14 protein-coding genes are annotated in these 23550 nt (G+C 57.5%); 10 read left to right on the forward strand and 4 right to left on the reverse strand.

Features of this window, described 5'->3' with window-relative positions; translation table 11 throughout:
* Position 1 precedes the first annotated feature (1 nt).
* On the forward strand, positions 2–2344 hold the full coding sequence (metE, locus tag BM190_RS36570; protein WP_092262346.1) for a 5-methyltetrahydropteroyltriglutamate--homocysteine S-methyltransferase: 2343 nt from the start codon (positions 2–4) through the stop codon (positions 2342–2344).
* A gap of 917 nt (positions 2345–3261) precedes the next feature.
* Here the strand turns inward: metE and BM190_RS36575 are convergent.
* The 4 genes from BM190_RS36575 to BM190_RS36595 form a co-directional block, all read right to left on the reverse strand.
* Positions 3262–3861: a hemerythrin domain-containing protein gene (locus BM190_RS36575; protein ID WP_092262347.1), complete on the reverse strand. Its 600-nt coding sequence runs from the start codon at positions 3859–3861 to the stop codon at positions 3262–3264.
* A gap of 1068 nt (positions 3862–4929) precedes the next feature.
* Positions 4930–5535, reverse strand: coding sequence for a response regulator FixJ (gene fixJ / locus BM190_RS36580; RefSeq protein ID WP_092262374.1), 606 nt, complete (start codon positions 5533–5535; stop codon positions 4930–4932).
* Positions 5536–5722: 187 nt separating this feature from the next.
* Positions 5723–6232, reverse strand: a complete 510-nt coding sequence (locus BM190_RS41420) for a PAS domain S-box protein (protein WP_244550868.1) — start codon at positions 6230–6232, stop codon at positions 5723–5725.
* A 638-nt stretch (positions 6233–6870) separates the two neighbouring features.
* Positions 6871–7269, reverse strand: coding sequence for a hypothetical protein (locus BM190_RS36595; protein WP_143109167.1), 399 nt, complete (start codon positions 7267–7269; stop codon positions 6871–6873).
* 1275 nt (positions 7270–8544) lie between these two features.
* Between BM190_RS36595 and BM190_RS36600 the strand changes: the two genes are divergently transcribed.
* From BM190_RS36600 to BM190_RS36645, 9 genes are all read left to right on the forward strand, one after another.
* Positions 8545–8799, forward strand: coding sequence for a hypothetical protein (locus BM190_RS36600; protein WP_244550869.1), 255 nt, complete (start codon positions 8545–8547; stop codon positions 8797–8799).
* 997 nt (positions 8800–9796) lie between these two features.
* Positions 9797–10108 (forward strand): hypothetical protein, encoded by a 312-nt coding sequence (locus BM190_RS36610; protein ID WP_177237500.1) that lies wholly within the window; start codon positions 9797–9799, stop codon positions 10106–10108.
* Positions 10109–10832: 724 nt separating this feature from the next.
* On the forward strand, positions 10833–11054 hold the full coding sequence (locus BM190_RS36615) for a hypothetical protein (RefSeq protein WP_244550878.1): 222 nt from the start codon (positions 10833–10835) through the stop codon (positions 11052–11054).
* Between the two features lie 1929 nt (positions 11055–12983).
* Entirely contained in the window at positions 12984–14084 is a 1101-nt protein-coding gene (gene noeE / locus BM190_RS36620) for a nodulation protein NoeE (protein ID WP_092262376.1), read from the forward strand.
* 262 nt (positions 14085–14346) lie between these two features.
* A complete protein-coding gene (cysD, locus tag BM190_RS36625) occupies positions 14347–15246 on the forward strand; it encodes a sulfate adenylyltransferase subunit CysD (RefSeq protein WP_092262352.1) in 900 nt (299 codons plus the stop codon).
* Positions 15246–17129, forward strand: coding sequence for a sulfate adenylyltransferase subunit CysN (gene cysN, locus BM190_RS36630; RefSeq protein ID WP_092262353.1), 1884 nt, complete (start codon positions 15246–15248; stop codon positions 17127–17129). The genes cysD and cysN overlap by 1 nt, the downstream gene beginning before the upstream one ends.
* Before the next feature lie 1955 nt (positions 17130–19084).
* The gene (locus BM190_RS36635; protein WP_283806141.1) at positions 19085–21541 is read left to right on the forward strand and encodes a 2-aminoethylphosphonate--pyruvate transaminase; all 2457 of its coding nucleotides are present in this window, start codon (positions 19085–19087) and stop codon (positions 21539–21541) included.
* A 31-nt stretch (positions 21542–21572) separates the two neighbouring features.
* Positions 21573–22631, forward strand: a complete 1059-nt coding sequence (rtxC, locus tag BM190_RS36640) for a dhydrorhizobitoxine desaturase (protein ID WP_092262355.1) — start codon at positions 21573–21575, stop codon at positions 22629–22631.
* Between the two features lie 29 nt (positions 22632–22660).
* The gene (locus BM190_RS36645) at positions 22661–23446 is read left to right on the forward strand and encodes a gamma-glutamyl-gamma-aminobutyrate hydrolase family protein (protein ID WP_244550871.1); all 786 of its coding nucleotides are present in this window, start codon (positions 22661–22663) and stop codon (positions 23444–23446) included.
* Positions 23447–23550 lie beyond the last annotated feature (104 nt).

Below are 23550 nucleotides of genomic sequence, written 5' to 3' on the forward strand. Positions count from 1 at the left end.
TATGTCTCTTCCCTCCCTTCCGGTTGCCACGCTCGGAACACCACGCGTCGGTCCAAGGCGCGAGCTCAAACTGGCTCTAGAAAGCTACTGGGCTGGAAAAAGCAGCGAACAGCAGTTGCTCGAGGACGCAGCTGGCCTGCGTGCCGCGAACTGGGCTCGTCAGAAATCTATCGGCGTCACGGTCATTCCATCGAACGATTTTTCGCTCTATGATCAGGTGCTCGACACAAGTGTCATGGTTGGCGCGATCCCGGAGATCTACGGCTCGAAAGCGGAATTCGTGTCGCTCAAGACGTACTTCGCCATGGCCCGCGGGTCACAATTCGACCACCAGGATGCGAGTTGCGGTCATCGAGCGTGCGGAATTGGCGCACCCGCCCAGGAGATGACCAAGTGGTTCGACACCAACTACCACTACATGGTCCCCGAGTTTTACGCAGGACAGACTTTTAGGCTATGCTCTCGCAAGCCGATCGAGGAGTATGAGGAAGCCAAGGCCCTCGGCTTTCAGACCCGCCCTGTCCTGATCGGGCCGGTCACATTCCTAAAGCTCGGCAAGAGCTCCGATCCTGCGTTCCAGCCACTCTCGTTACTCGATGAGCTATTACCGGTCTATATCGAGGTTCTGCAGAAATTGGCCGAACGTGGGGCTAACTGGGTTCAGTTCGACGAGCCCTACCTGGTTCTTGATCTGGACGAGCGGGCGCGAAAATCTTTCCGACATGCCTATGACCGGCTCGCCAGGGAGGTGCCGGCCATCAAGATCATGGTTGCCAGCTATTTCGGCGACCTCGGCCAGAATCTGGACACCGCCTTGAGCCTGCCAGTTGCTGGACTGCACCTCGATCTGGTTCGAGCGCCACAGTTGTTGGACCAAATCATCGCTGGCGGCCGAAGTGATCTCGTCGTGTCCCTCGGTATCATCGATGGCCGGAATGTATGGCGATCGAATCTGTCCTCGCTGCGCCAGCGGCTCGAACCCGCGATTGCGAAGCTCGGGAAAGATCGTGTACAGATCGCCCCATCCTGTTCGCTGCTTCATGTGCCGGTCGATGTTGAACTCGAGACCGGGCTCGCTCTCGAGGTCAAGAGCTGGCTTGCTTTTGCGGTCCAGAAGATCCGGGAGCTTGCGATCCTGGCGCGGGCACTCGCAGGCGATCAGAACGTTGCGCTAGCTCTTGCCGAGTCGGAATGTGCCGCGACTATCCGCCGGACCTCGCCGAAAATCCGTGATGAAAATGTTGCTGTCCGGATGAAAGCGATTGATCAGACCATGCTCCGGCGCGGGAGCCCATTTGCCCGTCGTGCCGAGATCCAAAGCAACCGTTTCGGACTGCCGGCGTTTCCTACCACGACGATCGGATCTTTTCCGCAGACCACAGAGGTCCGGAATGCCCGTGCGGCGCATGCGCGAGGCGCGATGAGCGACGAGCGTTACGAAAGGTTTCTCAAGGAGGAGACTGAGCGCGCGGTACGTTGGCAGGAGGATATCGGTCTTGACGTCCTCGTGCACGGCGAGTTCGAACGCAACGACATGGTGCAGTATTTCGGCGAGCAACTTGCCGGCTTCGCATTTACCAGGAATGGGTGGGTGCAGTCGTACGGATCGCGCTGCGTCAGGCCGCCGATCCTGTTTGGCGATGTAGTGCGGCCGAAGCCTATCACCGTAGACTGGTGGCGCTATGCGCAATCACTAACGAGAAAGCCGATGAAGGCGATGTTGACGGGACCGGTGACGATCTTGAACTGGTCATTTGTTCGCGATGATATTCCCAGAAGCGACGTCTGCCGCCAGATTGCGCTCGCGATTCGCGACGAAGTCCACGATCTCGAGAATGCTGGTGCGACCATGATCCAGATCGACGAAGCTGCACTTCGCGAGGGATTGCCGTTGCGCCGATCGGAGTGGGCGGCTTATCTCGACTGGGCCGTGGAGTGCTTCCGCATCTGCTCATCAGGTGTCGCTGATCAAACGCAAATTCATACACATATGTGCTACTCGGAGTTCAATGACATCATCGGCGCGATCGCCGCGATGGACGCGGATGTCATCTCGATCGAAACGTCGCGCTCGAGAATGGAATTACTCGACGCATTCAGTAACTACGAATATCCGAATCAGATCGGGCCGGGCGTGTACGACATCCACTCTCCGCGCATTCCTGAGACGGGCGAAATTAAGGAGCTGATGGCGTTGGCTCGGACGCGGCTGCAGGACTCGCAGCTCTGGGTCAATCCGGACTGCGGCCTGAAGACGCGCAAATGGGAGGAGGTTCGGCCGGCGCTAGCGAACATGGTCGCTGCCGCCCGCGAACTGCGCGCTGCATTCAATCGGCCACGTTGATGGAGGCTTGGGTCTCTTCTCGACAAGGCGGATCCGCGCTTATGGTCATTTGGCGCTTTCGGGATCCTTGGAAACAAAAAATGCCCGGTCCCGCTTAGCGGGCCGGGCCAAAGTCTGGGAGGAGCGACGCTGACGCATCGCGCATCGGCGGAGGGAGGACAGCCGCCGATTCGATAACGGGGAGGACATTCGCCGAAAATCTGAGCCGAGTGTGAGTCAGAAGCTCACCGCAGCTCAATTATGCCGTGGTATGCGACGGTATAGCTTGAGGTTTATAAATCTACACCTAGGTTTGTCGCTCATAAGCACGCCGGCAACGACTAGGACAGCAACGAGGGGCACTGATGCCGGGCGCACACCGCAGTCCGACTCATGAACGGACGCTGATATGTGCGAGAACGACGGATAGCTGGTGTAACGCGGTAGGCGTTGCAGGCCGCACATTTGTGCAAGTCCGGTCGCGTTCGGATGCCTTTCTTGCTTGCTGAACCCGATTATCGGAGTGTCGCTGATGGCTCGGCCGCTCCAAGCCGCATTGGAAGGGCATGCTGCACGCTACATACAGGTATGTTGGATCGCGAATAAAGGGTCACACGTAATGAATGAGCATCCTTTACGATGTGGATCGCCATAGCTCGTTGTAATTCAATGGAACCAGAACTGGTCGTGGCGATCGACGTCCAGCGCCTTCCTGTTACGGATCGGGCACGGCAGTACCTCGCCGTTGGCGTGCAGTGGGTCGAACCGGCTGCAGTCAGCTAATTCAGAGCGTACCGGGCTGACCGCAAACGGAGTGGGAGTGCTTCGCCTCACCCGCGGCCAGCACCCCCATTGTCATTTCGATAGGATGAGCCACGAGGTCCACTTCCTCCTGTGAAAAACAACGATTCCTGCGGCCCGTCTGTCTCGGCGCCGTGTCAGGGGTTGCCGACCTTGGCGGAGGAAAGCGCGACGGAGCTCCGTTCCGCCTCAGCTTCTTGCTCCAATTGCAGAATATGCGCTCTGAGGACATCGGAAGTCGCTGCAGCTGTCTCGTTGAACAGCGGATCTCCGTGATCGGTGAGGGCGGAAGCAATCTCGGTCCAATCCTGAGCCGAGAGAGCCTTCAAGGCTGCCGGAAAGAAATCTCGTTCTTCCCACATCATGTGGTGCCGCTCGCGTACTATAAACTCGCGTATGATATTGCCGACGTCTTGCCGGTAAAGTTCACGATCCGCGAGGATGGCGTCAGTAGCCCGCGCGAAGTGGTGCAAACGGTCGACGACTTCCTCGTGTTCAAGCGCGAGATCGCCGACGACTGCAGCTGCATCCGGATCGCGAGCCTTGAGCTTGGAAAAAATCAAGTCTTCCTGTGGATGATGGTACAACTCGGGGTAAACCTCGAAATAGCTGATAATGGCGCGAATGACCTCATAATCGGGACGGATCCCTTTCTCAAAAATCTCCAATTCGCGTTGGAGAGCGACCAGAAGCAGATCAATGTTGCGATGCTCTCGAAGTAAAAGGCCGATGATCATTGCGGTGCTCCTGGAGGCACAATGTAGGCTCGAAGCGTTTCTGCGGCTTGCAAGATCGCCCAAGCCAAATCTGTGTCCTTCGCTGCGCCGCAATGTGCCCGCGCAATACGACGCGAAAAAGGTAGCGCGCTTCAATTTGAGCTGGCGTAAGCAACCTAGCCGTAGCGTTGAGGTTGGCCCCGCAAGACCCTGGTCTGATGGCGGCTGCTCTCGATAAAACTGACGGACTGGGCGTGCATGGCGGACCTTGTCTTGCGAACGTCGATGGGACGCAGATTGTCTGTTCCCGACGAACTGGAAAATCTGGATGTTTTCCCTAAGTAGAAGCCCCTAAGTATTTACACGTAAGTCCGATGAGGAGAGCGTCTTGATCGGGCTGGCACGGTCCTGTTGCTCAAACATGTTCAAGTAAGATTAGAAAGCTGCATGCTGGCTTCGCCGGCCGCGTCCATGGGAGCAGTCAGAAGCTCACAGCTGCGCCCGTGAAGAGCTCCAGCCAGCCGAAACGTTGTCGTCCCCATTTCGGTTCGCCGTGGCAAGTCTTGTTCGGGCGCCTTGACCCGGATCCTCGACGGGGCGGCCGCGCAGGTGACGAGGCGGATAGTGACACCATCCCGATCGACGTACGCTGGCCAACGTGGTCGACGGACAAGATGATCATGCGATACTGCTGTGGTTGGTCCTCAACGATGTGTGACGATGGTTAGGCCGGCGCGGCTCCGGAACCGCACTCAGCGCGCGGCGCTATGCCGGGGTTCCGTGCGGCAGTGCCATTTGAGGAAAATCGAACCGATCATGGCAGCCCGCATCGGAGCTCTGTTGGGGGTTGGAAGAGGATATGGCCGATGCCGCTCTCCGGGGTACCAGACCTGCTGTCCAACGGAGCACAATTGTGGCCGATTGATTGCTCTGCTTCATCTGCCGTCGTGGTTCAAGAGCCAACAGCGTGTGTTGCATCGGGAGCCGTTATCAAAGAGATGATCTGCTCAGGTGGCGGTGCGCCTGAGAACCCTCGCTTCGTCGTCTGGATTGCAGCTTGAATACGTGAATAAGCCATCTGGGCTGGTGCTAAAGTCCCGCGGTAATGGCGATCCGCATCAACTCGGACATGCTGCGGACATTGATCTTGGCCATGAGGTTGGCACGGTAAACCTCGACTGTTCGCGGACTAATGCCGAGATCATGGGCGATCACCTTGTTAATTTTGCCGGCTAATAGTCCCTGCAGAACGTCACGCTCGCGCGACGAGAGCGCCGCGAGGCGGGCTTCCGCCTGTAGTTTCGATGCGTCATCGGCTGGTTTTGTTGGCCGCAATTCCAAAGCACTATTGATCGCACGCAATAGCACCTCCTCCCCGAACGGCTTCTCGATGAAATCGACCGCACCCGCCTTCATCGCTTCGATTGCGAGCGATACGTCGCCATGACCAGTTATCAAGATGATGGGGCAGTCGACGCGATTGGCCTTCGCTTTGCTGACCAGTTCGAGACCGCTCATACCCGGCATACGGATGTCCGACACGATGCAATCGACTGGTCCGCCCGCGACGTCATCGAGAAATGCGGTCGCCGTCTCGTAGGTTGCTACGTAGAAGCCGTTCACATCAAGCAGAAACGCGAGCGAGTCCCGCATTGCGGCGTCATCGTCGATCACAAGAATGCGTCGTACAATCATTTCTCTTACTAAGCTCCGCAATCGGGCGGTGAACTGAAGGATCGTGCCGTCGCCCGACGATGTGGCCACCATGTGGCTCGAGATCGACCGGTTGATTGATAGCTCCACACCCGCGCCATGCCGTTCAATCGTGACAAAGGGCCGGAACAGTCCGTCGGCGATATCAGCGCTGATGCCTGGGACCTTATCAGCAAGGGATACCTATCGACGTTGGCAGCTTCGCGGCGCGGGCAGGAAGCCATGGCCTTGATTGCATCTTCAAGGCGACCTGCTGAACCTGGATCTTGTCGACAATCATGTCGCGGTCACTGCGGGTCATCACGCCCACGCCTTGCTCCTTGCTGCTGACTAGAACCAGAGCAACAGGTTCTTCAAAGGAGCGTGGGCGGGGTCTGCGGAAGGTGCGCCCCCCTGGCAGCGAATTCCCGCAGACTGCAACCGACGTTTCTGCGCCCGTCTTTCGTGAGTTTCGGATGAAACCGGTGAAGGACTGCTCGGCGCGCGCTTTGGCCTCACCCAAGAAGGTCGAACCGTCGCTCCGTTCGCCGAGTACGATGCGGCCGATGTCGATGATGTGGCGCTCGCCGTTCGTCAAATACCGTTCGATATAGCGATCGTGCTCGGCGCGGTAAAGGTGCGGCATTAACCTCGATACATTTCCGACCGCAGCGTCCGGAGACCAACCAAATGAACGCACCGCCGGGGCGCTGAACGAGCGAAATCCTCTTCTCCTCCATCACGATCATGGCGCTCGCAAACTCCGCGATATCGATCATGTTTGCGAGATCGATAATGAGGCCTTTGACTAGAAAGGCCGCGCGGATGATGAAGCAGAACAGGGGAGCGACGTTCGCCGGGCCGCGGCCGGCACGAAAGCGGCAAGACGAGACTGGAAGGTAGATGTTCGTGAACGTGGGCTCCTGGAGATATGGAGTTTGCGCCGGGCAAAGCACGAGAACCCGCGCGGCGGCGGTCGCGGCAGTGCCATAGCAATACCAGACGCGATCGGAAACCTTCCCTGGCGGACTCTTTCATTCGATTGACTCTACGTTATTTCCCACGACAGGCCAGCGAGGCAGAACGCGCCTCAACTCACACGGATTTATGGTGCAGGATGGTCGCCGCTATCTAGGCCATATGCGCCAGTGCGTAGGCTGCACGGCTACGTGTTCTCCGGTCTTGGCCTTGATCCAACCGCCGAAGGCCCGGCGGCAAGGAAAGACCACCCGGTGAATGGTATTACCCTCGATCACCGCAATCTCCAGATCCCGATCAAAGGGCGGCGCCGTCTCGAGCCGCTCCCAGATCAGGTCGCCAGTAGATATTGAACGATGCTCATCGCTGCTGGCTGACAAATTCAGGCAACCTTTTAAACAGTTCGCACGAGATAGCGTTGCCGCCGCGAGTAGGCTCGGCGCAATATTGGCCAGGCGGCGTGGTCTCAGTTGCGCCAGTCGTGGCCGGGCTTTTATCGGCCGGGGCGCCGTTGAACCTATCCTGGCGGGACATGATCGGCTCGCCAACCGAAAGATTAGGATTGGCGCTGCGAAACAACCCCCGGTTTTCGATCGAATCGATCTGGATCAGCTCAAGACGTCGACGGCTGGTGTTAACCGCTGTTCTGCAGAGGTTGAACTGGATTGCCGCTCCCGCAGTCTGACCCGCGGCGGGACGAATGTCCCTGTAATCTGTCATGTCGAACACCTTCGTTGGCGGGAAATCTTCTTGTCCCACGGCGTCACCTGGGCCATTCGGTTGTGATGAGGTCAGCCGCGCCGTTGTGAGCGCGGCGGCATCCCAGAGAGTCAGAAGATGCCGGAACCCGCTTGACATCATTCGGCTTGACCCCGTTGGGAGAGCCTAGCTGCGCTCGGCGCCGATCATCGCGCCCGTCCGCGGGTCGATGAAGTGGTCGCCTTCGCACGCGGCGCAGGTCATTGCGTGCAGGTCATCGGCACGCGGCTTAGGTACTTCCGGCAGCACTCCTTGAACTCGATCGCCGGTATGTGGACATGAAAAGATGATGGGACACCAAGCCCTTCTGTCTGCCATGTGTGTGACCTTGGACGGAAGCTCGCTTGTATCAGTCGGCAGTCGCCGCAGTATTGATACAGGTCAAAAAGAGCTGAGGCGCGTCCAGAATGGCCGAGCTCGAGCGGCCGCTGCGAGCCGCGCGCTGGCAGGCGACATGTCCCAATTCGGGCGATCCAACGTGGCCTCGCGTTGGTCCGCAACACGAAAGCGTGTAGCCTCGTTCATTTGCGGCGCACCGCTCGCAAATGGGCCGCGACAGCATTGTCCCAGTGCTGGCTAGCCGGCAAGCCGATCGTCAATTGATCGCTCGCCTCGCGTTATCGGTGGCCTTGCCGGGCACATGCCAGAAATAGTCCTGAACCCTGGACTTATCGAAACGTTGGCTGCGGCAAGCGTGGTCATCAGCTTTACTGTGACGACCCACGGATGGACCGTCAGAAGCGAGATCGGGGCGGTTCGCCTCATTTGCACACGATCACGTATGCCAGGTCCCCCAATCGATAGCCCCCGCCGCCGGCACGCGTCAGAAATGGCTTTGCCCGGATGATTGGCGCACTGACTTGGTATTTGCGGCAATGTCTCGTAAGACGACCAAGTATCGCGTGTAAAGTTCGCGGTCTTTCGAGACTCCATACCAGCGGCCGGGTATGGGATCGGTAGAGAACAATAGGCGGCATCTCGGGCGTGACAGCGCATGCTGCCTTCAATTGTCTGTTCAAGGCTTACCCGATTCATCGACAAATCAATTTTGTCCGTCAAGGGCATGAGCAGACCAGAAGGCGTTATACCTCGGCCTAAAATAGAGTGCGATCCGACAAGCTAGATAAGTAGAGATCGCGTGGTCTGCGGAACAACAAAGCGCTCGAGCTGGACAGCCAAAGTCTCGACCTCTCGATGAAGGAGCGGACAGCTTATTGGGGATGCTGCTTGAGGCAGATCAAATACTCTGGTGGGGCGCGGATGGCAGGATGGTGAATGAGCAATCCGCAAGAAGAGGGGGCCATGCCTTCATTTAACGTCCGGTTCATCAAGACCGTTCGTGACGATACCGGCCACGAACATCGTGCCTGTCAGGCAGCGTTCAAGGTCGATGCCGCCTCGCTGAGTGCCGCTGCACAGCAGGCTGAGGCCGATTTCTGCAAGCAAAACAGTGTCCGCGATTGGACGGTCTTCGCCGATGTGATAGAGCTTCGGAGCCCGCCTGGATTGCCACCGGCATGGGCTGGGTAGGTTGACTTTGGCGGGGAAGGTCTGCGAATTGAATCGGATCAATCTGTAATCTGAGCGTGATCCCCGACACGACGTGAACACGTCCACGTCCGGCGGCACGATCGTGCCCGCGACGGTCCTCACGTACAGTGGACCAGCAGTCCCCGAGTCGGACGATTGATCGTGCGATTGGGAATGCTCAGAACAAAGGAAAATTGCCACGGTAGGCAATGTTCAATCAACTCCGTCCGAGCGGCAAGAGATCGTCGCATCATAGATCTGCCCATGTCTACTGAGGGCAATTCGGTTCAACCACCTCGTTATCGATCCCGGGTTACCTGCAAGGCTTATTACCTTATCGAGACCGCCGCCCCGAGGATCTGTTAGCGATAAAAAAGCATCCGAAGGCTTCTGTATTTTCGGCGATGAGGAGCGCGTGAAGGGACAAGGGGATTGCGCCGGGCACGCTCCAGTGGGGGCGAAATCCGGTGAAAACTGGCGTAGAGTCTTTGAGCGCAGGTGTTGCTTCGATGTCACCAAATGGATGAACCGGCGATCTACGCTCGTGCCAAACGAGGGCGACATGTTCGATATTTATTTGAACGGAAGACGCGATCTTTTGGTGGTTCCGCGAGGGTTTGCGATCCCCGCAGGGTTGGACGGCAGTTGGAGGCGAAAGAAGCGGGCGGTGCGCTCAGTGAGCGACGTCATTCGCCAAGATGTGCAACAGCGCGGTTACCACCGACGTAGTTTGATCTCAAATCGGTCGAAGACGGCAGTCGAGACCCCGTCAAACGCGTAGCCAACGCGGCTATCTCCGATGACCCATTCTTCAAGGCACTCTGGGCAGGATGTCGCCGATGCCGTCGAGACCTTGGTTACCGCGTCCACGGCAGGTGGGTATCCTGCTTCATTAGGCTTATAACGCAAGGTTGCTTTTGAAAAGCGGCGCAAGGCGCTGCGGCTTCCCTCAGGATAAGTATTATGGAGCTTTTCCTCGACTCGATGGCGTGCGCGCGTGAGTTTTCAGCTGTCCATACTGAAGATACTTGCAGGCCAGCGGCACGGACGGGCGAGCATCGAAGTCGTTAAACAGCATTTGGCGATCTATTACAGCAGCGGCCCAGAGTGGCCGGCGCGTATGAAGCGAATCGCGAGCCGCGCGCCGCAGCTCGATATTTTCGGCCAAAGGCTGGTCAAGCAAGAGGCCGGGTGGTGGAGTATCACTGACGAGGGAAGGAAGGCTCTTGAGGGGCTCGAACTGCTAGATCAGCGTGCTATGCAGGGGCAGGTTGAGCGGGAGATCTCAAAACAGCCCGAAGATGAGTAGCCGCCCATATAATCTTCGCAGCTACCAACGAGCGGGCACAAAGCGCTCCTCGGCCAGCAATTGAGCTGACGTAGGGGCGCATCAGCGTGACGGCCTGCCGCTCAATCCCTTGCTGATGGCCGAGTACCCCGATTAGATCGCGCAAGTTAAGTCTGGAGATAATGCAGCAGCTATTGGCACTGTGAAGCGGTTCAACGCGACCAAGGATGATCTGGCTTCATCCAAGTGAGGGAGGGGCTGATGTCTTTCGTGCACTCCGACGCGTTGAGCCCAGCCCGGACGACGGACACGAAGACGAGACCGATCTAGTATTCGCGCACGCCCCGAGGATGCTCCGGCACTGAGTTAACGAGCGCGCGCTAAATCGTCATAGGTGATCATAGCAAGAGACCGTCACGGATCTCATAGAGCATCGATGTTTGATCGCTCTAGGCATAACTACAAATGACGGACCTCCGTGACATGCAGCTATTGAGGTTTATCGCGATAGGCTTGCTCATTCCAGAATACGTTAGTCTACGTGCTGAGCTTGGATAGAAGGGGCGTCGCTTGGGGCTGCATTCAACTATAACGAAGCTCCCTCAACACAGCGTCTGTACGAAAGTTAAAGTTCAGCAGCTGCAGTAGTCCAGAGCCTTGTCTTCCGAAGGCATGACCAAGCTAATACCTGGCGCGAGTTCCGATGACTGTGCCTTTTTTTTACGGTCGTCGCTCCGAAAAAACTATGCTACAAGCGCTCCTCTCAGAAGGAGCATTCATCGTGAAAAAAGCAACCAAGATACGCGTTAAGCGGCGCGAGTGGACAAAGGAAGATATCAAAGACCTAAAAGTCCATTCGAAGGTTCGGACCCCGGTAATCAAAATAGCAAAAATGACAAAGCGCAGCGTCGGCGCGCTACGCCAGAAGGCCTTAAATCTCGGAATCGGACTCGGACATCAGCGTTAATTTCAACAACGCTGGCTAATGGCGCGGTAGGGCGGCTCGCGGGCCGCCCTCTTTGATCATAGAAACTTTGTCGCACAAATAGCTTTGCCGCTCCGCGCTGAGAGAGTGTTTCACGCGCGCGTGCTGGATGGCCTTTTGCCGCGGAACGGGATCCAGGGTCTCCTTATCTTTGATCAAGTGTTTTGGAAAGGCGGTTTCGACGGCCGCTTGCGATGTATGATTGCGAGTGAAGACATTGTCTTAGCCGTAGGCCTGTCTCGAAAGATAAAATCCCCAAACGCTCGTTCCCGAAAGCGCATGCGATGGGGCCAAAACGCCCAGCCCTAGGCCCGTTAGCTTTCGAGAAGCTAACCCGTCTCAAACGAGCTCCCGTAGGGCCGAATCTAGCATCCGTTCGGCCAGCAGCTTTTCAGCTTCGCCGAGGCAGTCCTGGCCGCGCGGGGCCGAACTCATCGGCTAATCGCTCATCCTCGAAGCTCATGCCCGGCTAAAGTTTGGGCGTAATCCGACCTTGCCGAGCCTGTTGGCTAGCTCGAGCTCCAAGGCGATATGGCACGCTCAGCAGCAATTGAAAAAGCGCTCTGTTAGCTTGCTAGATGGCGGCGGAGCGGTTACTTCCTGAACCGGTAATCACCTGCGCGGCGTCGGCGTTGTGAACCGACCACAAACCACCTTCGACCGCGCTGCTTCAAGACATATTCGAAGGATGGGAGACTCATGATTAGCGAGCTCATTTCTGACAGTCGTACGTTTGGTCTTCTGGATGGCAGAGCGGGCCCTTTTCCAAGCCATGCCTCATCGCAGCAGCCTTGGCAATGAACGAACGCGCTTGATCGGTCAAGGTCGCGTTCATCAAAGGCGAGCTCATCCTGCGCCGACTGTCGCGCCGCTAGATGCTTGCGTGTTCCGCCGTCAACCACATCATCGCGACCCCGACATCGCTTGCGATGCCGCGGGAGACCGTTTTTCTCTAGCAGCTTTGAGTAGTTTATCACCCAGGAAGGGTCGACGTGCATTATTCGTGACAGCAAGTTGACCGGTGCACCCTTTTCTTTGCCCAAATTGATCGCAACCATCACGGGCGTCCACCGTGGCCGAGTGGTGCCCAGCACGTTCAATTGGCCAGCTCTTCGGCACGCATCGATCGATCTGATTTGCCACATGAGCGGCCGGACAATCTTGTCTCCCTCAGTAGAGATGCGTCCAAGCGCGCTTTCTGGATCGGGTAAATTCGGAGACATCTAAAGTCAGATTCTTACAAGCTTGCTTTAGCGCCGATTAGGGGAGAGGCAACGCTCCAAGAGCAGGTAAGTCAAACCCTTGGTATAGTTTAGACTGAGGGGCTTGCGAACAACCGGCTGCCGGGGCTATGGCTCAGTGTCTTGACGGACCATCGGCATCATTCAGTGGAAAGTTGCGTCGGAGTCTGCTGACAAGATAGCTGCGCCCCGCAAAGTGAGATGTTCGCGATGTGGTCTACTTCTTTGCCGCACTCGCCAAGCTGTCCGCCCTTTTGCCGAGCTTCTTTGCTGTATACCGAGCATAAGCGAGGTGCATGTCCCATTTACGGCTTCCATGGCCCGTCAACAGGCAGCTTGTGACTACACGTAATAAACTTCCATGTGCAGCGGGCGGTCTTCGGCAAACGTACGTATAATCCTTTCCAACCTTTCCATATCCGTAATCAACATTCGTGTCATTGAGCGCCGCTTGAGTTCGTTTACCGTCGAGCAATCCAGGAGGCAAATGCAGTTATCCCTCCGTGATCCCGCCCGATCGATCTAGCTGAACGGCTCTCAAGCCATGAGTGGCAGACAAATACTCGCCGTTTTGACGCTTTGTACGCATGCGGGTGCCCATGTTATCCCGCGGCTGGCTTTGTTTCGCTCAGTCGACAAGGTTCGCTTTTCAAGCACGAGGGTCTGAATGATGAGTGGACGTATTAGCAGCTCGCCTGCGGTGTGCTTTCTCCTCGGTCTTCCGCGATCCGGGACGACACTCCTGGCGCATTTGCTCCAGCACCATCCAGACATTGCGGCTCCGCCTGAGCCCTGGTTGATGCTCGCGCTTGAAGGATTTGGCAGGGTGGACCAGCGCCATCCGGCTGGGAGCTCACTGATTGAGGCGGCGACCTCGGAGTTCCTGGGGCGAATAGATCGCACAATCGTCAGCCGCGCCTTTGCCGATGCAGCATACGACCAGTATCTGGCAGAAGCGGGCAAGCGCATCATCATAGACAAGACACCACGCTATTGGACGGCGCTTGAGTTTCTTGAATCTGTATATCCAGAAGCGCCACACCTCCTTCTGATGCGCAATCCCTATGCCATCGCCGCTTCACTGAAATCAACGTGGGGCATCCCACTGCGGACAGAAAGCTCGTATCCGGTCAGCGTCTCCACTCTCGTCGATCTCATGCTCCGTCTGCCTGACGTCATCATATCTTCACTCGCCGATTTGGTTCTGGGCCTTCCCAAACTCGCTGCGCACCGCACTCGCCCGAAGACACAGTTCGTGCAATACGAACTGCTCGTGGCGCATCCGCACGACGAAATCCGGCGTCTGTTGAGGGGGCTCGGCTGTGATCCAGGGGCCCTCGCATCGGCAGCGATGAGACAAGCAGATTATCTTCGGCCCAGCAGCTTCGGAGACCGAAAAATCCTAGAACGAGACGCGGTCGACGAAAGCTCTGTCAAGTCATGGCAATCTCAATTGAGCGTCGAAGAGATGCAAACCGTGACCGATCTGGTTGGCGCCGAGCTTTTGGTAGAACTCGGATATGAGCAGGAACTGCTCCATGCGCAGCAAGCCGGGGTCCTGGATAGGGGAAGGGAAGTAACTGAGCTCTATCGTCGGACATTCCGAATCTGGTGGGATTTGCGAAGTATCAAAGCGCGAGAATTATCCGTCCCGTCTCACGCCGCAGCGTCGGTCCACACTGTTTCGAACCTTTCGGAGAACCGCGACGCGGCTATCGAGATGTTGCGAGGCGAGGTCGCGCGGCTTGAGCAGATACTCAATATCTCCTAGAGCGATCTGAATGCTTGCGATCAAAACACGCTGGTTGACCTTAAGCCGCACTAGCTGATCTCCCGATCAGGTGTGACGCAGGCGCCGGCCGCACCAACGGCGAAATGCGATATCCTGCCGCGTCTGCAAGTCTGCTGTTCAACGGGGCTTGACCTCGTGGACGAGCCTGCCTCTTGGTTGGCCGTTTCTCGCCGCGGATATTCCCACTCTGGGCTGGGCCATAACGGCCAAGAACAGAAATCCTGCATTGAAAAGAAGATATATGCTGCCGAAACATCTGCGCCGTCTCGAAGCCGAATCGATTGAAATCATGCGTGATGTGGTCGCCGAGTTCAAAAGCCCGGTCATGCTTTACTCGATCGGAAAAGACTCAAGCGTGATGCTGCACATTGCGATCAAGGCGTTCTATCCGGCAAAATTGCCTTTTCCCCTACTTCACGTCGACACGACCTGGAAGTTCCGCGAGATGATCAGCTTTCGAGACGCGACAGCCAAGCGGCTCGGCCTCGACCTGATCGTCCATGTCAATAAGGAGGGCATCGCGCGTGGGATCAATCCGATCGATTCCGGCTCCGCGCTCCACACCCAGGTGATGAAGACAGACGCGCTGAAGCAGGCGCTCGATCACCACGGATTTGATGCTGCCTTTGGCGGAGCCCGGCGCGATGAGGAAAAGAGTCGCGCAAAAGAACGGATACTCTCCTTCCGTTCGGCCGGACACGTATGGGACCCCCGTAACCAGCGGCCAGAGCTTTGGAGCCTGTTCAACACACGGATCCGCCAGGGCGAAACAATGCGCGTGTTTGCGATGTCAAACTGGACCGAGCTCCATGTGTGGGAATACATCATGCTCGAGAAAATTCCGGTCGTTCCGCTCTACTTCGCAAAACAAAGACCGACAGTGCGTCGAAATGGTGCGACCATCATGATCGACGACGAGCGATTGCCGCTTAACTGCGACGAGGCGCCGGAAATGCGGATGATTCGCTTTCGCACGCTTGGATGTTATCCTTTGAGCGGGGCCATTGAATCCGATGCGACGACGATCGAAGAGATCGTCGCGGAGATGCAGACTGCGAGTGTGTCGGAGCGCCAGGGACGGCTGATTGATACCGATGAAGCCGCTTCAATGGAGAAGAAGAAGCGGGAAGGCTACTTTTGATGTTTGTAGAACCGACTACGGAAGTGGTCCCGCCGAGGACAAAGGATCAGCTGCGATTCCTCACATGCGGCTCGGTGGACGACGGCAAATCGACGCTGATCGGCCGATTACTGCACGACAGCAAGATGATCTACCACGATCAGCTCACCTTGCTGAAACGCGACAGCATCAAGCATGGTAGCACCGGGAATGACATCGATTTCGCACTGCTCGTGGACGGGCTGGAGGCCGAACGGGAGCAGGGCATCACGATCGACGTCGCCTACCGCTTCTTCACGACGCCGCGGCGCTCCTTCATGGTGGCCGACACTCCCGGTCACGAGCAGTATACCCGAAACATGGCTACCGGCGCCTCGCATGCTCAGCTCGCCATCATCTTGATTGATGCCCGCAAGGGCATGATGGTTCAGACCCGCCGCCACTCCTTCATCTGTTCGCTGCTCGGTATTCGTCATGTCCTGCTGGCAGTCAACAAGATCGATCTTGTCGCATACAACAAGGAGTGCTTCGATCGGATCGCCCGTGACTATCTCGCCTTTGCCGCCGGTCTCGGCTTCACCTCGATCGTTCCGATCCCGATCTCGGCGCGCTACGGCGACAATGTCGTGGACCGCTCCGGTCATACCAACTGGTATCATGGCCCCTGTCTGCTCGAACATTTGGAGAGCGTTGACATCCCGGCTGGCAGCTCAGGCCAGGCTTTCCGCTTTCCGGTCCAATGGGTGAACCGCCCCAACCCGGATTTTCGGGGCTATGCCGGGACGGTGGCTTCCGGGAAGATCTCGGCAGGAGACGAGATCGTTGTCGCCGGGTCGGGACGGACCACGCGCATCAAGCGGATCGTGACACACGATGGCGACCTTGTCGGCGCCGAAGCCGGCGATGCGGTTACCATTACACTGGAAGATGAAATCGATATCGGCCGTGGCGACATTCTGTCGCGGCCGGACGACCGACCGAAGGTCGCCGACCAGTTCGCCGCTTATGTGATCTGGATGGACAAGGAGCTGCTCGCTCCCGGACGCACTTACGTCCTTCGGATTGGATCCCAGACGATTACCGGCAGCATTACCGCAATTAGGCATCGGATCGACGTCAACACTTGTGAGCATCTGGCCGCCGGGATGCTTTCCCTCAATGAGATCGCCTTCTGCGATGTTGCGACCGCAATACCCGCAGTATTCGATCCTTACGACCTCAATCGAAAAACCGGATCATTTATCTTCATCGATCGTTACACCAATCGTACGGTCGGGGCCGGCATGATCGCCTTTCCGCTACGGGCGGACACCAATATTGCTAGGCAAGCGCTGTCCGTGGACAGGAGGGAGCGCGCCGCGCTCAAGAATCAGAAACCTTGCGTCATCTGGTTCACTGGCCTGTCTGGCGCTGGAAAGACAACGATTGCCAACCTGGTTGATCAAAAGTTGTGTGGCATGTCGCGACATACCATGCTGCTGGATGGCGACAACCTCCGGCACGGATTGAACGCGGACCTCGGCTTTTCCGAGACGGACCGCGTGGAGAACATTCGGCGCGTCGCTGAAGTTGCCAAGTTGATGGCGGACAGCGGCTTGATCGTGATCTGCTCGTTCATCTCGCCCTCTAGAGCCGAACGGGACAGGGTGCGCGGCCTGGTTGGCAAGGAAGAGTTCATAGAAGTCTTTGTCGATACCCCGATAGACGAATGCGCTCGGCGAGACCCAAAAGGCCTGTATTCAAAACTGAAATCTGGCAAGATCAAGAACTTCACCGGGATCGATTCGTGCTACGAAGCACCAACAACACCGGAGATTCATCTCAAGACCATGGAGCAGACCGCAGAGCATTCAGCGGAAGCGGTAGTGGGTGTCTTGATAGCGCGCTCAATTATTGATGTTTAGATGTCCCTCGCATCGCACCATTGATTCGTAGCAACATCCTGCTGGCCCGGCCAAGGCGATTCAGCTCAGGCCCCCTGCGATCGGACTTTCGCTCTAAAGGACCAAAATTGTCGCCCCCAGTCCTCGCGTGCCCGCTTCCGGTTACGTGCTCGAAGTGGATGTCAATTCAAGACCGAGTACGCGATCAAAGATCGAGCTTGGGGGGAGCGGAGGAGCTCAAGAAGCGCCGGCCAGATCAGAATCTACGACGCGATGACAAAGGCCAGAGAAGGAAGTCCGACTCCCGGTAGGTTGAGTTTCGCTTAGCGCTTCTTGCTGCGCGTGCGGCCAGCGACACGCCGAGCTCCCATAAAGCCAAGCCAGGCAGCGTCTCCGCCGGCTTCGTCTTTCGCGCAGCATCACGGTGGGGACTCGGTTTTTCCGAGCCTTGGCGCAACCAGCGAGCGGGCCCGTGCTTCAGTATATTGACCAACCCCGAACTTAGCGGTCGGGCGCCGACTCCCTCCTGTCGCGGCTGTCCCAGCTTTCGGGGGCTTGCTTCCTTTTGGCCCGCCGCTCGTCGACCGATACGGCGCGCCGTACGCCCCGCGCCTTCGCATCGCGAGACAAAGCAGCCACGAACCCTGGCCAGGCGCTGCAGAAGAGCCAACGCGAGCAGAAGGGCTCGGTCGTGCGATTCGTCCATAGCGCCTCACAACCGAGGTACTGCACTCGTTGAGTGCCGCGACGCAATGGAAATCCGGCTCACCTTGGGCCTCACGCGTTGGACCAACCGTCGACCACGGCACGCTCACACACCGATGCTCGATCCCTAAGACGTTCTCGCCGCGAAGCGGCGTACAGAACCGAGCGATGCTACCAGCCTAGGGATTGCTCGCAGAGAGGTGCCACTCATCTGGAATCGGCTCGACGTAACCCTAGAAAAGTAGGGCATATTCTGCTTCAGGCGCGTCGCCGAAAGGTGTCGAATCGATCGTTACTAAACGGCCAGCGAATTGTCTTTAAGCCGGGCTCAACCACAGCCCTGCCAAGGCTGCTCCAACCAAGCGCAACACTTTCCAGACACCACCGTCCAGAAGATCCGCCGGCACGGCGGAGAAGCACGTACGCCCTTTGGGGGGATGGCGAGGATCGTACGTGACGGGAGGAGTGGGCAATTGTTTTGCACGTATCGCGCTTGCAGACGGAATGCCGACGGTCCTGAGCCGAAAACTCTCAAATTATTCTGCCTCGCTGTAAATCTCCGCACTTTGCTGCCTACGTCGGCTTGTCGCCGCCAGATGGGAATACGTCAGGAAAAATTCACGCGAGAAAATCCAGCGAGAGGGTTGAAACGCCCCTAACGTCAAGTTGTACGATCTTGAAATGGACAACGACGGTCATCAGCGTCAGATACCCCCCCCAACGAGCGACGGAGTGCGAATGCATCAAGCCTCAAGCCCACGCATCAGGCTCCCGCTGCCAATCATGATCATCGAGTGTGAGATGCCTTGATCTGCCTCCCGGGCGCGATGACATGCGACTGCACCCTTTCCTAAGGTCAAGTTTGCCTGAATATCGCATGTTCACCGCGCAAGTCGACCGGCCGGCCCGCCGCTTCGGGACGCAACAAGCGACCGCGCTCAAGCTGGCGCATGCGGCTGGATGAGAGCGCGCGTCGGCGCCAGTTTGCGTTCGGGGGTGCAGTCCCAAAGCAAATTTCTAGGAGGTGTGAATGGCATCGATGATGAGCTTTATGAGAGATCGCTCTGTATCTGCGATGAGATAAGGGGATTGGCATCCGGCAGGGTTTTCGGACGCCGACCAGAAACACACCCGCGATTTATCGCGCTTGCGCCGAAGCCTTTGACCGAGGAGGTCGATGCGCGCCACAGGGGCTCCCTGATGGCTGGGCGTTCTCCAGATCAATTGACTGCTACAAGTTGAGGAGGAAAGGTTTGACAAGACAGCGTTCTTTGCTGACCCCTGGTCCATTGTCGTTATCGCTGGCGGTCAGGAGCCAGATGCAGCTTGATCTTGCATCGCGCGATTGCGAATTCAAGGAAGTGACCGCCTCCATGAGGCGGCTGATGCTCAACTTGCTGGGAAATGCTGAAGACCATTCGGTGGTACCTATTCAGGGAGGCGGCTCCTTCGCAATGGAAGCCGCTCTCTCTTCATTTGTGTCCCGTGCCGACAGGCCGCTCGTTTGCATAAACGGCATCTATGGCGAGCGCATTTTACGAATCTTGCGGCTGTGGGGCGTCGAAGCACTGAAGCTCGTCAAGCGAGCGACCGATCCTTTGGATCCCCAAGAAATTGGCGAGCATCTGAGCCGAAATCCTGGCGTTACGCACCTATGCTTCGTCCATTGCGAGACGACAACCGGAATCGTTAACCCGCTGGACGCGATCGTGGAGGAGGCGAGGCGACGTGGCGTAAAAACCATCATCGACGCGATGAGTTCTTTTGGCGCCCTTAATATCGATCTGAGCCAGCGTGGAGCTGACGTCCTAGTCACCTCGAGCAACAAGTGCATAGAAGGCCCGCCGGGAGTAGCGTTTGTCATCGCGTCTCGGGAGCTGCTGGAGAATGCGGTTCAAGAACGGAGGTCGTTTGTGCTCGACGTGAGAGATCAATGGCTCTCGCTCGAGCGCACCGGTGAGTGGCGATCGACCCCTCCCACCCACATCGTTCAGGCAACGACAAAGGCCTTGGAGATTCTGCACCAGGAGGGCATTGATGCCAGGCGCTGCAGGTATGAGAAGATCAGGGACGATCTGGTCAAAGAACTCGAAGGAGTAGTGTCACCGCTGCTGCCCACGGAGTTGCAGTCGCCAGTCTGCGTCGCGTTCGGTGCGCCGTCCGGAATCGTGGACCAGGCAGGATTCGAAGGGCTGTACCGCCACTTGGCGGCCCACAACCTCTACGTCTACTCGAAGCTGCATCTTCCGACGCGGAGTTTCCGCCTCGGCTGCATTGGAGAAATCCAATCCAGCTGGATCGTGCAGTTGGGCTGCGCCTTTCGTAGTTATTTCCGATCCGGTCAGGCTCCAGCGGCGCCGACCTCGGCCCAACAGACATGCAGGGCTCGCGTAAAGATGCCGGCTCGAACGGCTGGAGAACCGCAGCTGCCGTTTTCGGCGGAGACTGCTGTTCTGCATGCGGGCTATCGACGCGACCCAGTGACGAAGGCGGTCGCAGTGCCGATTTACCAGAATACGGCTTATGAACTCGATGGCGATCTAAACCACATTGCTGACGTTTACAACGTCAAGGCCGATGGGTTCACCTACACGAGGATCATAAATCCGACGACCCGCGCGCTGGAAAGGCGCTACGCCGCGGTAGATATGGCGAGCGACTCGCTCGCCGTCGCTTCCGGTCAAGCGGCGACGTTCCTGGCTATCGTCAACCTGTCAAGTGGCGAAGTGGGGGACAATGTCGTCGCCTCTCCGTATCTATATGGCAATACCTGGAACTTGCTCCACAACACGTTAAAGCGTCTTGGGATCAGCGTGAGGACGGCAGATCCTCGAAGGCCCGAGACGTTTGAACGTGCGATTGATGATCGCACGATATGCCTGTTCGGAGAGGTGATTTCGAATCCCTGTCTGATTCCGCTCCCTGTCAAACAGCTGGCCGAGATCGGCCGAAAGTACGGCGTGCCTTTGGTCGTGGACAATACGACAACGCCACTGGTATGCCGGCCGTCAGATCTCGGCGCTGCGATCACGACGTACTCCGCAACAAAATATATATGTGGCCACGGTACGACGCTCGGCGGGCTCATCGTTGACAACGGCGAGTTTAGCTACCGGGGAGACTCTCGCTTTCCCCTATTCAACCGTCCCGACGATGCGCATGGCGGAATTGTCTGGCATAACGCGGTGCGCGATGTCGGCGATCTTGGAAGGAGCGAGTATCTCCTCAAAGCTCGCATGACTTGGTTGCGCGATACCGGTGCGGCGATCGCCCCGTTCGCGAGCTTTCAACTCATCCAGGGTCTTGAAACGCTGCCGCTTCGCATGAAGCAGCATTGCGCGAACGCCAGGATCGTGGCCGACGTTCTCAAGGAGCATCCTAAGGTGCGCCGTGTCTTCTACCCGGGGCTATTTGAAGGCGCCGATCGGGAAACCGTCGAACAGACGCTCAATGCTGCATACGGACACGGAGCGATGGTCATGTTCGAAGTGGAGGACGAACAAGCCGGGCGCAAGTTCATCCAGAACGTCGACCTGATGTATCATGTTTCGAATGTAGGCGATGCCCGCACGCTCGTGACCCATCCTGTCTCGACGACCCACACCACCGTCCCGCGTGAAAAGCGCGAAGCCGCCGGCATATTTGGCGGCTCGATCCGGCTGTGCGTTGGCATCGAAGACGTCAACGACATCTTGCGCGATCTGGACAAGGCGCTTTGCGCAATCTGACAACCTGCAAGGCGATCAGAAGGAGGTTCTCATGAATCAGGCAGACGCTTGGAAGTTGAGGTCATCACGCTATGAGGCCGTTCAATTCAGCCGAGAGATCAATAGGCAGCTCTCCGAGCTGAGACCCGACAACATAACGGGAGCTGCTTATATTGCCAAAGATTACGCTATTGTCACAGCGTGCACGCTCGCGACTGTGTCAGTCTCATGGTGGCTCTACCCGCTGGCCGTCCTTCTAATTGGTGCCTATCAGCGCGGATTGACAACCATCGCTCATGATGCGGCTCACCGTACGCTCGCGAAGAACACGACCTGGAACTACGTCTTGGGCATTCTGTTCGCCTCCTATCCCTTGTTCCAGCGCCACTGGGCCTACCGGATCTCGCACGTCTATTTGCATCATCCCTATCTCGGAGACCCGGACAAGGATCCCGACCTGAAGTTCTTCCTGGCCAGCGGCGTTTACGACGTACAACCTCCGGAGCGGTACGCTTTCAACATGATCTGGAAGCCGATCTTCGGCGGCGCGACGGTGGCGTATCTGAAATATCTTTGGACCAATCGATTTTCGATCACAGATGTCGAGGATCAGAGCCGCTCCGGCATACTTGTCGATAAGTATGGCTTCTATCTCTTTTGGATAAGCATCCTGGGCGGGTCATATGCTGTTGGGCTGCTCCATATCGTCGTCCTGTTTTGGATCGTGCCCTATCTCACCACGTTTCAGGTCCTTGGCTGGTTTATCGAGCTCGCCGAGCACTCACCTATGTGCGAAACCGAGACGCAGAACGTCTATCTCACCCGGAATCGGAAAGGAAATTTCCTCGAGCGGGCGATCCTCGGGCAGAATCTGGATGAGTACCACCTTGAGCATCACCTTTCGCCGGGTATCCCGTTTTGGCTGTTGCGCAAAGCTCAGAAAATCCGAATGCAGGATCCGAACTATGCGGAGGTTGCCGCGACATGGGGCGGGCTCTTTGTCAAAGGACCTCAAGGTCAACCCAGCGTCATAGGCCAATTAAAAGAGCGAAATCGACGCTTGTATGAGCAGTCCGTTGCTGAGGTTCGCACGCGAGGGCAGGTCGCGTGACGTTACTAAGGCCAGAGAGCACCCGAGCCGTGGTCGGCGTCACTTCGAACCGTCTTCTGGGCGATGGTGTGCATCGCGACTGGTTGCGGCGCAAGTACTTGCAGGCACTCCATCGCCATGCGGGAGTGGCTGGCGTTATATTGCCGACAGTCGACGCCGAAGATGCGAGGGAGGAGGTCGCCCCGGCGATCATGCGCCGGCTCGACGGTTTGGTGTTGACGGGTGATGAATCGAACATCGACCCCGCCGTCCTGAGAGCGCCTGCGACCATGATGGACGCTGATCGGCAGGACGTTGAGGTTGGGATCCTCGACCGTCCGCGGGACAGGCTCTCTGCCGTAACTATAGAGAGCGCCATCGCGCTCGGAATGCCTATTCTGGGCATCTGCCGTGGGTTTCAGGAACTCAACGTCTATTTCGGCGGCACGCTCCGCACATCGCTTGCGGAGTGGAGCCCGGAAAGTGGCGCGATGCATGCCGAGAAGCCAGACCGTCCAAGAGACCGCCAGTACGACGCCGCGCACAGCGTCAGGATATGTTCCGATGGCGCGCTCTTTCCGATCGCGCGGACGATCGAAGCGCAAGTCAACTCGCTGCACAATCAAGGTATCGAGGCGCTTGCCCCGGCGCTGAGGCGGGAGGCGTGGGCGCCTGACGGTTTGGTCGAGGCGGCTTCGGTCATAGGTGCCCCAACCCTGCAAATCGGTGTGCAATGGCACCCCGAATGGCACGTCTCAACCGATTTCCTCAGCAAGCAACTGTTCAAGGCATTTGGAGAGGCGTGTGTTGGGTACTACCGGACTAAAAAGAACTAGAGGCGGATTGTGACCTTTCAAACCAAACGTGGTCCGTGCGGGTCAAAAGGATGGTCCCTTGGAGCCGATGCACGCGCCGGGTCCTGCGAGGGCCGCGCGCACCC

The sequence above is a fragment of the Bradyrhizobium sp. Rc3b genome (assembly GCF_900114915.1).
Classification (GTDB): Bacteria; Pseudomonadota; Alphaproteobacteria; order Rhizobiales; family Xanthobacteraceae; genus Bradyrhizobium.